11 protein-coding genes are annotated in these 12,357 nt (G+C 69.3%); 6 read left to right on the forward strand and 5 right to left on the reverse strand.

The window, feature by feature from the left end:
• From mnmG to I1E95_RS06855, 4 genes are all read left to right on the forward strand, one after another.
• Positions 1-1,989, forward strand: a complete 1,989-nt coding sequence (gene mnmG, locus I1E95_RS06840; RefSeq protein WP_197166482.1) for a tRNA uridine-5-carboxymethylaminomethyl(34) synthesis enzyme MnmG — start codon at positions 1-3, stop codon at positions 1,987-1,989.
• An 11-nt stretch (positions 1,990-2,000) separates the two neighbouring features.
• Complete coding sequence (locus I1E95_RS06845) at positions 2,001-2,975, forward strand: hypothetical protein (RefSeq protein ID WP_197166484.1); 975 nt, start codon at positions 2,001-2,003, stop codon at positions 2,973-2,975.
• 90 nt (positions 2,976-3,065) lie between these two features.
• On the forward strand, positions 3,066-3,701 hold the full coding sequence (locus I1E95_RS06850) for a chorismate lyase (protein ID WP_197166486.1): 636 nt from the start codon (positions 3,066-3,068) through the stop codon (positions 3,699-3,701).
• A gap of 91 nt (positions 3,702-3,792) precedes the next feature.
• On the forward strand, positions 3,793-4,332 hold the full coding sequence (locus I1E95_RS06855) for a hypothetical protein (protein WP_197166488.1): 540 nt from the start codon (positions 3,793-3,795) through the stop codon (positions 4,330-4,332).
• Positions 4,333-4,383: 51 nt separating this feature from the next.
• Here I1E95_RS06855 and I1E95_RS06860 read toward each other — a convergent pair whose 3' ends face one another.
• The 4 genes from I1E95_RS06860 to I1E95_RS06870 are packed head-to-tail and all read right to left on the reverse strand — an operon-like array spanning position 4,384 to position 6,285.
• On the reverse strand, positions 4,384-4,905 hold the full coding sequence (locus I1E95_RS06860; protein ID WP_197166490.1) for a DUF1269 domain-containing protein: 522 nt from the start codon (positions 4,903-4,905) through the stop codon (positions 4,384-4,386).
• Between the two features lie 43 nt (positions 4,906-4,948).
• On the reverse strand, positions 4,949-5,533 hold the full coding sequence (locus I1E95_RS06865) for a hypothetical protein (protein ID WP_197166491.1): 585 nt from the start codon (positions 5,531-5,533) through the stop codon (positions 4,949-4,951).
• Between the two features lie 50 nt (positions 5,534-5,583).
• Positions 5,584-5,718, reverse strand: a complete 135-nt coding sequence (locus I1E95_RS17130; RefSeq protein ID WP_255518527.1) for a hypothetical protein — start codon at positions 5,716-5,718, stop codon at positions 5,584-5,586.
• A gap of 24 nt (positions 5,719-5,742) precedes the next feature.
• Positions 5,743-6,285, reverse strand: coding sequence for a SprT family zinc-dependent metalloprotease (locus I1E95_RS06870; protein ID WP_197166493.1), 543 nt, complete (start codon positions 6,283-6,285; stop codon positions 5,743-5,745).
• A 104-nt stretch (positions 6,286-6,389) separates the two neighbouring features.
• Between I1E95_RS06870 and I1E95_RS06875 the strand changes: the two genes are divergently transcribed.
• Both I1E95_RS06875 and ligA read left to right on the forward strand, forming a co-directional pair.
• Complete coding sequence (locus I1E95_RS06875; RefSeq protein WP_197167220.1) at positions 6,390-6,812, forward strand: hypothetical protein; 423 nt, start codon at positions 6,390-6,392, stop codon at positions 6,810-6,812.
• A gap of 19 nt (positions 6,813-6,831) precedes the next feature.
• The gene (gene ligA, locus I1E95_RS06880) at positions 6,832-8,961 is read left to right on the forward strand and encodes an NAD-dependent DNA ligase LigA (RefSeq protein WP_197166494.1); all 2,130 of its coding nucleotides are present in this window, start codon (positions 6,832-6,834) and stop codon (positions 8,959-8,961) included.
• Here ligA and I1E95_RS06885 read toward each other — a convergent pair.
• Positions 8,930-12,280: a DUF839 domain-containing protein gene (locus I1E95_RS06885; RefSeq protein ID WP_197166495.1), complete on the reverse strand. Its 3,351-nt coding sequence runs from the start codon at positions 12,278-12,280 to the stop codon at positions 8,930-8,932. The two genes, ligA and I1E95_RS06885, sit on opposite strands and share 32 nt — an antisense overlap.
• Positions 12,281-12,357 lie beyond the last annotated feature (77 nt).

Consider the following 12,357-nt stretch of genomic DNA (forward strand, 5'->3'; position numbering starts at 1 on the left):
ATGGCCCTCAGCGCAGCCCCCAGCGAAACCTTCGAGCTGATCGTCGTCGGAGGCGGCCATGCCGGCTGCGAAGCAGCCCTCACCGCAGCACGGCTGGGGATCACCACAGCCCTGTTCAGCCTCAACCTCGATCGCATCGCCTGGCAGCCCTGCAATCCGGCGGTGGGTGGTCCGGCCAAGAGCCAGCTGGTGCATGAGGTGGATGCCCTCGGCGGCGTGATCGGCCGCCTCGCCGATGCCACCACCCTGCAGAAGCGGGTGCTCAACGCCAGCCGCGGCCCGGCCGTGTGGGCCCTGCGTGCCCAGACCGACAAGCGCCAGTACGCCCGCCAGATGCAGCAGCTGCTGCAGCACACCCCCAACCTCCACCTGCGCGAGGCGATGGTCACGGGGCTGGAGGTGGACCTGGAGGGCAGCGAGCCCAACCAAGCCGTTCATGGCGCCGTGGGCCGGGTCACCGGCGTGCGCACCTTCTTCGGCAGTGTCTATGCCGCCTCGGCCGTGATCCTCACCACCGGCACCTTCCTGGGGGGACAGATCTGGGTGGGCCAGCAGTCGATGAGCGCCGGCCGCGCCGGCGAGCAGGCCGCCGAAGGGCTCACCGAAGCCCTGCAGGCCCTCGGGTTCCACACCGACCGGCTCAAGACCGGCACTCCAGCCCGGGTGGATCGCCGCAGTGTGGCGCTCGATCAGCTCGAAGAACAACCCAGCGACGCTGAGGGCCGGTTCTTCTCCTTTGATCCGGCCGCCTGGGTGAGCGGAGAGCCGATGGCCTGCCATCTCACCCGCACCACCGCCGCCACCCACCAGCTGATCCGCGACAACCTTCACCTCACGCCCATCTACGGCGGCTTCATCGACAGCAAGGGCCCCCGCTACTGCCCCTCGATCGAGGACAAGATCGTGCGCTTCGCCGACAAGGACAGCCACCAGATCTTTCTGGAGCCGGAGGGCCGCGACACCCCCGAGCTCTACATCCAGGGCTTCTCCACCGGCCTGCCCGAGCGACTGCAGCTGGAACTGCTGCGCACCCTGCCTGGCCTCGAGCGCTGTGTGATGCTGCGGCCGGCCTATGCCGTGGAATACGACTACCTGCCGGCCACCCAGTGCCTGCCCTCGCTGATGACCAAGCGGGTGCACGGTCTGTTCAGCGCCGGCCAGCTCAACGGCACCACCGGCTACGAGGAGGCCGCGGCCCAGGGCCTGGTGGCCGGGCTCAACGCCGCCCGGCTGCTGCGCGGCCAGGAGCCGGTGCACTTTCCACGCGAGGGCAGCTACATCGGCACCCTGATCGATGACCTGGTGACGAAAGACCTGCGCGAGCCCTACCGGGTACTCACCAGCCGCAGCGAATACCGCCTGGTGCTGCGGGGAGACAACGCCGACCGCCGCCTCACACCCCTGGGCCGGGAGCTGGGGCTGATCGACGACCGCCGCTGGGGGTTGTTCGAGGCCAAGCAGGCCGCCATCGCCGCCGAGAAGCAACGCCTCGAGACGGTGCGGCTCAAAGCCAGCGACCCGGCGGCGCCGGAGGTCGAAGCCCGCTCGGGCGCGCCGATCAAGGGCTCGATCACCCTCGCCGATCTGCTGCGCCGCTCCGGCTTCCACAGCCGGGATCTGGTGGAGCTTGGCCTGGCCGATGCAGGCCTGACCCCTGGAGTGCGTGAGGGGGCGGAGATCGACCTCAAATACAGCGGCTACCTGGCCCGCCAGCAGCAGCAGATCGATCAGGTGCGCAGACAGGACCAGCGGCCGATCCCGGGCGGCATCGACTACTCCACCATCGCCACCCTTTCCAAGGAAGCCCGCGAGAAGCTCTCCGCCGTGCGGCCCCTCAACCTCGGGCAGGCCTCCCGCATCCCCGGGGTGAGCCCGGCGGATACCACCGCTCTGCTGCTGTGGCTTGAGCTGCGCCGCCGCCGCGAATCCAAGGAGAGGCGATTGCCCCGTCGGCAGGCCACCCCTAGTATCACCGGACTTCACTCTTGAGCCCAGCGGCCATGGGCGGTGATCCACGCCCCATCTCGTCCTCCCGCGCGTTCTGGGAGCTGAAGGCCGAGCAGGTCATGGACCGCGTCTTTTCCGCCGGCCTGCCAGCGCTGGGGATCCGCTCCGGCGACCTGCCGACCTTCGAGGGCTACAGCCGCGACCCGCACCAGCCTGAGCCCAGTCTCACCATGGACCCCGGCTGCGATCCCGCACCCATCGATGTGGTGGTGCACGATGCACCGCCGCGTCTGCGGCCCGCAGCCACGGCTGGCCGCCGGTCCGCCCCGCGGCCCCGCGGCTCCGCGGCCGCGGCTTCAGCAGGCGCGCACTCCAGGCAGCCACGCTCACTGCTGGCGTTGATGGCCCTCCTGTCGGTGCTGGGAGCCGGCAGCACCCTTCTGGTCTGGCGGGGATGGACCCAGGCGAGCATCGCCCTCCAACAGGAGCGCACGATTCAACTGCTCGAGCGCTTGCGCTCGGTGGGCCCCCTGGGGGCTGCCGAGCCCGGAGCCACGGCATCCGCCACACCCTTGGCTGCAGGCCAGGCAAGCGATGGCAGCGCCACAGGGCTGCCGCCTCCACCCCCGGAGGAAGCCTGGGTTCAGGACCTTGGCCCACTGGAATCCAGCTCCCGGGCCTCGGCCGCACAACCCTTGCGGGTGCCCGTCAGCGGCACGATCACCAGGGGGGCTCCCCCAGCCCCAGCCATGCCGGCGCCGGGAGGAGCCAGTGGCTCCGGTTCATCTGCGAATGGTGGCGGGCCTGCTCCGGGAACGGATGGGGGCTCCCCCGAGCTGGTGGGTGTGGTGCAGGTGCCTGGCCAGAGCGGCTCCGCCATCTTCCAGATGGGGGGCAGCTCCACCAGCGCATCGGTGGGGGAGGCGATCGGCTCCACCGGCTGGCGCCTGCGCTCAGCCAGCGGCAACTCGGTGGTGATCGAGCGCAATGGCCAGCAACAGCGGGTGAGCATCAGCGGAGGCTTCTGAAGTCCAGGGTTTCCGCCCGGTCCCGCTGCCGAGGAGTCGTCCCGGTGCGAGGCCTGCCCTCCTTAGCCTGAACGGCCTGAGTTGAGGCTGATGGCCGACTCCCTGCTCACCAGGCCATGGGTCTCCCCCACACCCCTCTGGGAAGCCCCGATCAGCGAGGTGCTCAGCGCCAGGGCTGGTGCCCAGCTCAGCGGTGCCTGGAAGCTGCTGCTCCTCGGTGATGGCAGTCCCACCCGCCATCTGCACCTGCTCACCGGCACACCGATCACGATCGATCTGATCGCGATGGGGCCTGAACCGGAGTCAGCGGGTTCGCTCACCCGGGCTGATGCCACCCAGGCCAGGCCCGCCGAGGTGGCGGAGCTGGTCCCGCCCCTGCTGCGGCGGCAGGTGTGGCTGCGCTGCAACGGCCAGGCCCTGGCCTGGGCTGAGAGCTGGTGGAATCAGGAGGAGGCCGAGACCTGTCTGCGCGACAGGCAGCAACCGATCTGGCTGAGCCTGACCAGTGAGCGGGCGGAACTGTTCCGGGAGGTGGATGGCCTGGCCCAGGTGAACGCCGACTGGCTGGAGCGGGAATTCGCCGCCAGGGGACCGTTCTGGAGCCGCCACTACCGCTTTTTCCGGCAGGGACGGGAACTCACGGTGATCCGGGAAGTGTTCTCACCGGCACTGGAGCGCTGGCTGGGAGCGAGCCAGCGCGACTCAGATCTCCATAAAGTTTTATGAAGTCACGGTGATCTGTGGCGGTTTCCACTTGACAACTTGCGCATCCGTGCAATGTGAACAGGATGGCGGCATCGGTTCCACCTGTTTGACGATGACCACCACCATTGGACCCCATGGAGGGCACCACCCAGCCGCGGAAACCGGCGATCAGTGGATCTCCCTCACCGACCTGGGCCGCTCCCTCGGCCTCTCCGCCGTGGGCTGCGGCCGCCTGCTGATTCAGGCGGGGCTGCGCCAGCTTGATGGCCGCCCCACCGAGCGGGCCTTGCACCTCGGCCTGGCACGGGCGAGCGGCCAGGGCCTCCACCGGGGTCGCGCAGTCCTCTGGCAGCAGGCCGGCTGTGCCGCCGCCCTGGCGGTCGACTGCCCACGGACAGCTCACCAGCCCACCCTGGTGGAGCAGTGGGCGGAACTGCTCTGGGCCCTGAAGCAGGGCTCCCCCTCGATCATCACCTCAGCCGAGCAGATGGCGGAGGATCTGCCCCTCGAGCTGGTGGGGGCCGTGAACCGTCAGTTGCAGGACAAGGGCTGGGACTTCCAGGTGAGCCATCATCCCTCCAGGCCCCAGCAGACAACGCCTCCCCATGGTCAGGGGGCCCCTGGCCGCAGCCGGGGGCACCTCAGCCACTGATCAGCCACTGGAATCCAGCCACTGAACGGAACATCCGGGTCCTGGGCCAGCTCAGCCCAGGCGCAGGGCTTCCGCCTGTTTGCGGGTTTTCTCCAGCAACTCGCTGAGCTGGGCCTCATCGGTGTGGCTCAGGCTGGTGCGCAGCAACTTGGCATGGGGCGCGAAGCTGCGCAGCCGCTCCACCACGCGATCGGGTGTGGCGTCGCGCACCAGCAGGCAGAGGGCCGCGCTGGCCTTGGGCAGGGTTTCACCCACCTCCCTCAGGAAGCCGTCGTTGATGCCCAGATCACTGAGCGCCCCGGAAGCAGCCCCCATGCCGGCTCCGACGGCGGCACCGAGCAGGGGATTGAGGAACAGCAGCCCCACCAGCGACCCCCAGAAACCGCCTCCCAGGGCGCCGGCGGCGGTGAGGTTGATGGCCTGGCGCAGGTGCACCTGGCCATCGGCATCGCGCTCCACCACCACGGCGTCTTCCAGGGAGATCAGATGCTCCTGCTGGATGGAGACCAGCTCCTTGCGCACGGCTTCAGCCTCTTCAACCTTGGGAAAACCCACCACGATCAGGTTGCTCATGGACGCTGCGGAGTGTCGGGACCGGCCATCAGGCTAGGCCGCCTCACTCCCGGCGAGGACGCCGGCTGGAGCGGGGCAGGGGTCGACTGCCAGGAGGGACGGAGCCCGTGGGATCCGGCTGCTGTCGTGGCGGCTCGAATGGCGCTGGCGGCGCCTGCGCGTCCGCTCGTGCAGGCTGAACGCCAGCCGGGCCGCGAGCGGGAGGCAGCAGGGGGGCCCCCCGGCGGGAGATGGCCTCCAGGGGGCGTCGGGTTCCTGCCACCGGACCCTGGGCCCTGGCCGCTGGCTGGGGTTGCGGCTGACGCTCGCTCCTGAGTTCCGACGGCATCAGGTCCGGTCGCTGCGGGGGCCTTCCGCGTTCTGGGGTCTCGGCCCGCTCCTGCCAGGGTTCCGGCCAGTCGTCGTCGCCTTCGAGGAACCAGTCGATGCTGTTCTCCACCCAGCGGCCCAGACCTTCCAGGCCCGGGCGCCCGCCGGCTCGGCGCTCGGCTCCACGGCCCTGTGTCCGCGAGCCCGGGCGAGCTCCGGCCACTCCATCCACCAGTTGCCGTCCCGCCGACATCCATTGATCCAGAGACCCGCCGGTGCGGCGGCGTCCCCGGCGGGGAGGATCACCCGAACCGTTCATGGCCCTCGCCTGTGCCATCGCAACCGATGTGATCCGACCTTAACGGCCCTTCATCGGCCGCCGGCCCGGCGCGGGCTCGGGCCCAGAAGCCCCAGCCGGTGGGCCCGCATCCAGCGTTCCCGACCCAGGCCCAGCAGGGCGATCACGACACCCCCTCCCTGCAGCATCCAGAGAAACAGATCCAAGGGCTCCGGCCGGTTGGCGGAACACTAGGCCGCACGGGCTTCGAACACCAGGGCACAGCTGGCATCCCAGCGTCCGCCATGCAGCCGCTCACAGCAGAGCCGGCAGGCCAGCCCCCGCACCCGGCGACGGTAGGCCGCGCTGACCCCGCAGCAGGGGCAGCGGGCGATCCAGGGAGCCGACTCCAGCGGCAGCGGGTAGTGGTGCCGCAGACTCACCGCGAACTCCCCCTGGGTGCCATTGATCCGGGCCATGGCGGCACGGAAGTGGGGGCCGTGCACCTCCCTGACCTGCAGCACCCGGTCGATCCAGGCGTGGATCATCTCGTGGCAGAGGGTGCCCAGGGTGGCGCTGATGGGCAGATGGGCCAGGACTGGCCGCGAGAGCACGATCTCGCAGAGGGCCGAGCCGTCACGCCGACGGCCGCGGCGGTAGAGACCGGCAGTGCGGCTCATCCGTCCATCGCTCCAGCGCAGATCCAGCAGGGGCCGGCCGCCCGGAGCCAGAGCTCCGCTGAAGTGCTCCCGGTCGAGGCGATGGAACAGGGGCAGCAGGGGCTCCAGAGGCATGCCGCCGACGGATGGGTCAACCGTTCGTCCAGTGTGAAGGGTTCGATCCCGGGGCGGCGGGGCCGTCGGTCAGACTCTGCAACCTGAACGTGCGCATGCAGACGATGGACTGGGGTCTGGCCCAAACGATCGGCACCAAGGCCTTGCTGGCCGGAGCTGGGGCTCTGCTCCTCTACTGGACCTACACGGCCGTGCGTCTGGTGATCAGCGCCCGCGGCATCAATCCGCTGCTCAAGCAGTTCTTCACGCAGGTGGCCTCGGGCCAGATCGACGGGGCCTACCTGCTCACCACCAAGAACTACCGCTCGCATGTGAACCGGCAGCAGTTCATCCGCTTCCTGGCCGGACTGCAGCTCAACAAGTACCGCAACCTCAAATCAGGCCGGCCCCGGCTGCAGGAGGGCCAGATCATCCTCACGGTGAAACTCAAGTCGGAAGCGAAGGATGAGCTGCCGCTCGACTTCACCTTCGTGAAGGTGGAGGACGCCTGGCGGGTGGACCGGATCCAGAAGCTGGCCGCGGCCTGAGCCGGAGGGCCTGCCTGCCATGCCTGGCAAGGACGCGGAGCGGAACCGGGCAGACGAGCTCCGCCGGCTGCTCAACCGCGCCGCCCACGCCTACTACGTGCTCGACGCCCCCGAGATGGAGGACGCGGTCTACGACCGTCTCTACCGGGAGCTGGAGCAGCTCGAGCGGCTCCACCCGGAGCTGATCACCCCCGACAGTCCCACCCAGCGGGTGGGCGGTGCGCCGGCGGATGGGTTCCAGGCGGTGCGGCACCGCATCGGTCTGTTCAGCCTCGAGAACGCCTTCTCGATCGAGGAGCTGGAGGCGTGGTACGCCCGGTTGCTCAGGGTGCTCGACCGCAGCGCCCCGCCCGGGGACGCCCCGCCGGCCCTGCCGATGGTGGGGGAGCTCAAGATCGACGGGAACGCCCTGGCCCTCAGCTACGCGCACGGCCTGCTGGTGCGGGCCGCCACCCGGGGCGACGGGGAATCCGGCGAGGAGATCACCGCCAACGTGCGCACGATCCAGAGCGTGCCGCTGCGCCTGCTGCTGGAGGATCCACCGGAGTGGGTGGAGGTGCGCGGCGAGGCCCTGATCCCCGATGGCACCTTCGCGGCGATCAACGCGGAGCGCGCCGGCCGGGGCGAGCCCCTGTTCGCCAACCCCCGCAACGCCTGCGCCGGCACCCTGCGGCAGCTCGATCCCCAGGTGGTGGCGGCGCGGCGCCTCGATTTCTTCGCCTACACCCTGCACCTGCCGGACGACTGGCGGCCCGCTGCGGGCGGCGCCGATCCCGGGCGACCGCGCAGCCAGTGGGAGAGCCTGCGCTGGCTGGCGGCCGCCGGCTTCCGGGTCAACCCGAATGCGGCCCTCTGCCCCGATCTGACCGCCGTGGAGGCCTTCTTCGCCGCCTGGGAGCACAAGCGGCGTGACCTCCCCTATGCCACCGATGGCGTGGTGGTGAAGCTCGACGACCTGCGTCTGCAGGCCGACGCCGGCTTCACCCAGAAGGCTCCGCGCTGGGCGATCGCCCTCAAGTACGCCGCCGAGGAGGCCCCCAGCCGGCTGCTGCGCCTGGTGGCCCAGGTGGGCCGCACCGGGGTGGTCACCCCGGTGGCCGAGTTCGAGCCTGTGCCCCTGGCCGGCACCACGGTGAGCCGGGCCACCCTCCACAACGCCGACCGCCTGGCCGAGCTGGATCTCCGCGCCGGCGACACGATCGTGGTGCGCAAGGCCGGCGAGATCATCCCCGAGGTGGTGCGGGTGCTGAGCGAACTGCGGCCACCGGGAGCCGCGCCGCTGCAGCTGCCCGCCAGCTGTCCGGAGTGCGGCTCTCCGCTCGTGCGCGAGGACGGTGAGGCCGCCACCCGCTGCGTGAACAGCAGCTGCCCGGCGATCCTGCGCGGCGCCCTGCGCCACTGGGTCAGCAAGGCGGCCCTGGATGTGGATGGTGTGGGGGCCAAGCTGATCGAGCAGCTGGTCGACCGGGGGCTGGTGCGCTCGATCGCGGATCTCTACCGCCTCGACGCCGCCCTGCTCGCCAGCCTGGAACGGATGGGGGAGACCTCGGCGCAGAAGCTGGTGGCCGCCCTCGAAGCCTCCAGGAGCCAGCCGTGGCACCGGCAGCTCTATGGCCTGGGTATCCACCACGTGGGGGCTGTGAACGCCAAGGCCCTGGCGCGGGCGTTCCCTTCCGCCGACGCCCTGGGCGCGGCCGCGGCGGAGCGGCCGGAGGCGATCACGGCGGTGTTCGGCATCGGTGGGGAAATCGCCGAATCCCTGCGCCAGTGGTTCGCCACCCCGGCCAACCTCGCCCTGCTGGCGGAGCTGCAGGCGCTGGGGATTCCCCTGGCGGCCGCAGAACGTGAACCCGGTGGCGGAGCGGATGGTTCCGCCGCGGGTGGGGAGACACGTCTGAGCGGGCAGACCTTCGTGCTCACCGGCACCCTGCCCAGCCTCAGCCGCAGCCAGGCCCAGGCCCTGATCGAAGCGGCCGGGGGCAAGGTGAGCGGCTCGGTGAGCCGGAAGACCAGCTACGTGGTGGCCGGCAGCGATGCCGGCGGCAAGCTGACCAAGGCCGAGGCCCTCGGGGTGGCCGTGATCGACGAGGAGGGCCTGCGGATGCTGCTGGAGGGGGTCAGCTCCAGCTGTCCTCCTGAATCAGATTGATCTGGCCGCCTTCCACCAGGTAGGTGCCACCCTCCAGGTTGCCATCGGTCAGGCTGTGGGCCTGCACGGTGGAGAGGAAGACACTGCCCGGATCCTCCCCGTAGATGGAGGACACATCGATGATGCCGGACGACTCCCAGGTGCCGACCACGTCCGGACTGGAATCGGTCTGGCCGTACTCGGAGGGCACGGAACTGCGATCGATCTGGGCCCAGCGCCCGGTCTCCCCGGTGACCGGGTCCACCTGCCAGATGGAGGCTTCCTCGGGGCCGAACTGTCCGGGATCGGTGCCGTTGAGCGTCGACTTGTCTTCCTGAACGTACAGGTAGCCATCGCCGCTCCAGGCGATGTTGTCGGGGTTGCGGACTCCCGTGATGGCGTCATCCCCCAGCCGATCGGCATCAACCACGACCCGGAGGGTCGTGGTCCCGGTGGGGGCGAGCTGACCGTCTGGAGCGAAGGCGGCGCTGAAATCCATCGTGTAGACGTTGCCGTAATAGTCGCCGTTGTCCGTCTGACCGGAGTAGGCGCCGCCGGTGGTGTTGAAGGCCACCAGGGAGCCATCCGCGGGGTTCACATCACCGTCCTCGATTCTCAGGAACTGCATGGCTCCCAGGGTGTCGAGGGAGTAGTCGCGCTGCTCCTGGGCGGTGGGAGGTGCCAGGGGAGGCTCGCCCGTCGCCGGCTCCGGCCGGTAGTCGCCGGAGGCCACCTCCTCACCAGTGCCGACCAGCTGCCAGCCGCCGGAGACGGGAGTGCCGAGATCGACCCCGTTCAGTCCCGCCGGCGTGTTCTCGACCGACGAGGCCGTCCAGACATAGAGGGCCCCCTGATCGGAATCCAGGCCATTCCGCCGCAGGAAGTCGTCGCTGTCCGGCTCCTTGGTGCCGACCCAGAGATAGAGCGGGGAGCCGGCGGTCGGAGCGGCGGAGCCGTCATCGAACAGCAGCATGCCCACGGTGTCGGGGCTGCCGGTATCGACCAGCGTGGCCGACTCCCAGGCTCCCTTGCCCACCCCTTCCACTTCATACAGGGTCCCGTTGGCCTCATCGAGGGCATACATGGCGCCGCCACCGTTGGCCGAGGTCTCCTCACCGACCAGATAGATGCGGTCCTCGAAACCGATGCCTTCGCCGAAGCTGTCGGCCTCCACCAGGTTGGCCGAACAGAAGCGATCGAAACCGTTGGTGTCACCGCCCACGACCGTGTCGTAGGCCAGGCCGGCGGAGATCACCTCAGACTGATAGCCGTTGCTCGGGTCATCATCGATGTCCTTGTCGATGATCAGCTTGTTGATCCTGGCCCCCGTCACCGCCTCACCGTTCAGCAGGTAGGGGTAGCCCAGGCCGGCGCTGAACTCGCTGTTCACCAGCAGGGTGTAGGTGCCGTCACCGTTGTCGTAGGCCCCCATGCCGTCAAAGATGCCCGTGGGGGAATAGACGTTGCTGCCGGGCTCCGTGCCGTTGGTGAATTCGCCGGTGGTGATCAGGCTGGTGATGTCCAGCTCGGGGCCACCCTCCACGTCCTGGAGCATCGTGGGCTCGTAGCTTCCGGCGCTGCCGGGGCCCGGGGTCTCGATCAGGGCCTCGAGGTCGATGAAATCCAGGGTGTTGCTGACTTCGTTCGAGACCACCAGCAGGGTGCTGCCGGTGGGGCTGTCCTCGGCCGGCACCAGCAGCAGGCCCTCCGGAGAGATGCTCTCCTCCAGCACCGTGTGGGTGACGTAGACGGTGTTGGCGGGGTCGGTCACATCGAACACGGCCAGGCTGCTGGCGGTACCGCGTTCCATGCCGACGATGGCGTAGGAGCGGCCGTCGATCTCGGCCACCACCACCGATTCGGGCTCCACCCCCTTGTCGTCGCTGCGGGAATCGCTGTAAGTGCCCGAGGCCACGGCGATGGTCTGGAGGCTGTTGCCGCTGTCCCAGACGAGCTCGCCCGAAGTCGTGTCGAAGATGCTGACGCTGCGGCTGCCGAAGGTCGTGTTCGTCGTGGTGTCGCTCACTCCCACGTCGTCGACGATGGTCTTCACCCGAGGATTGCGCTCCTCATCCACGTACACCGCGTTGTCGTTGTCGGCATAGACGCGGGAGTCGCCTTCATTGGCGGTGATGAGATAGCTGCCGCCGCCGGTGTCGAACGCATCGACCCCGTCGGGCATGCGCAGGCCTTCGTAGTCCTGACCCAGCAGGGGCTGGAAGGTGCCGCTGGGCCGATCGGTGAGGTCCACGGCGATCCCGGAGTAGTCGAGGGTGCCGAGTCCGTAGACCCCTTCGATGGTTCTGGTGGTCAGATCGACCACGGCGATGCCGTTGTTCTCCTGCAGGGTCACGTAGGCCACGTCCCCCTCGATGGTCACGTACTCGGGCTCGATGTCCTGGGCCGCGGTCGTGCCGGCGGGTCCGCTGATGCGGACGTCGGGGGGGATCTCCACATCCTCGAAGCCCAGGTCGGTGTAGGCGTAGGAGGGCTGCAGCAGCAGGGGGACTCTGGTGTCGAGTTCCTCGGCGAATCGCGACTCCAGCAGCCGGTCGGTGAGCGGCCCGAGCAGATCGGCGGCGGCCGCGCTGAGCGGGTCGGGAAGAAGACCGGCGATCAGAGCGGTGATCTGCGGGTTGAGTTCGGTGGAGAGGTCGATGATGCCGATCGAGCCCTCGGGATCCACCGTGTAGGCGTCTGGATAGGTGGGGCCGTCCTCGTTGGCAGGCCCCTCCTCTCCCCAGTTGGGCTGGCCCTCGTTGGCGATCACCAGCTGGGAGCCGTCGTCGGTGAAGGCGATGCTGTCGGGCAGATAGCCGACGGGTTCGTCGTGCAGGAAGGTCAGGCTGCCATCGGGCTGCATCTCGTAGAACCGCACCACGCCTGGCGCCGGGGTGGTGTTGTAGTCGGCCGGTGAGAGGGCAACAGCAACCAGGTTCTCGTGGGTGGCCACCGACTGGGAGGTGTAGGGCTCCCCATCGACCTCGAGGGTGACCCGCTCGACCAGCTCGGGGTTGGAGGGATCGGTGGCATCAGTGACCTGCAGGGTGGAGCCCCCCCCGCTGGAGAGGATGAACAGGCTGTCTCCGAAGCTCACGTAGTCGGAGATCTCCGTCTGGAACTGCTCCTCGCCGGGATCCTCGCCCTCCGGCGTGAGATTCAGGTTGGCCAGCTCCGGGTCGCCAGGAGCCTCCGGCTCGCTGCCGGGAGCCGGTGTGTGGAACCGTTCGGCGATGCGCTGCGCCAGCGGTCTGGCCCACACAGGCAGGCCGGCTCCCCCCGGGACCACCTCATCGAACTGGGGAAAGAGAGCGGAGACCACGGTGGAGGAGGCGACCATTCCAGGAAGGAGACAGGGGACGCCGGAACTGTCCTGCGGGAGCGTCGGCTCCGTCGTTAAAGGGGCATTAGCAGGGT

This window comes from Synechococcus sp. CBW1107 (assembly GCF_015841355.1).
Taxonomy (GTDB): domain Bacteria; phylum Cyanobacteriota; class Cyanobacteriia; order PCC-6307; family Cyanobiaceae; genus Regnicoccus_A.

Excerpts from the sequence above, each read along its gene's own strand:
- mnmG (WP_197166482.1), top strand. The coding sequence starts at position 1 with ATGGCCCTCAGCGCAGCCCCCAGCGAAACCTTCGAGCTGATCGTCGTC.
- I1E95_RS06845 (WP_197166484.1), top strand. The coding sequence starts at position 2,001 with ATGGGCGGTGATCCACGCCCCATCTCGTCCTCCCGCGCGTTCTGGGAG.
- I1E95_RS06850 (WP_197166486.1), top strand. The coding sequence starts at position 3,066 with ATGGCCGACTCCCTGCTCACCAGGCCATGGGTCTCCCCCACACCCCTC.
- I1E95_RS06855 (WP_197166488.1), top strand. The coding sequence starts at position 3,793 with ATGACCACCACCATTGGACCCCATGGAGGGCACCACCCAGCCGCGGAA.
- I1E95_RS06860 (WP_197166490.1), bottom strand. The coding sequence starts at position 4,905 with ATGAGCAACCTGATCGTGGTGGGTTTTCCCAAGGTTGAAGAGGCTGAA.
- I1E95_RS06865 (WP_197166491.1), bottom strand. The coding sequence starts at position 5,533 with ATGAACGGTTCGGGTGATCCTCCCCGCCGGGGACGCCGCCGCACCGGC.
- I1E95_RS06870 (WP_197166493.1), bottom strand. The coding sequence starts at position 6,285 with ATGCCTCTGGAGCCCCTGCTGCCCCTGTTCCATCGCCTCGACCGGGAG.
- I1E95_RS06875 (WP_197167220.1), top strand. The coding sequence starts at position 6,390 with ATGGACTGGGGTCTGGCCCAAACGATCGGCACCAAGGCCTTGCTGGCC.
- ligA (WP_197166494.1), top strand. The coding sequence starts at position 6,832 with ATGCCTGGCAAGGACGCGGAGCGGAACCGGGCAGACGAGCTCCGCCGG.
- I1E95_RS06885 (WP_197166495.1), bottom strand. The coding sequence starts at position 12,280 with ATGGTCGCCTCCTCCACCGTGGTCTCCGCTCTCTTTCCCCAGTTCGAT.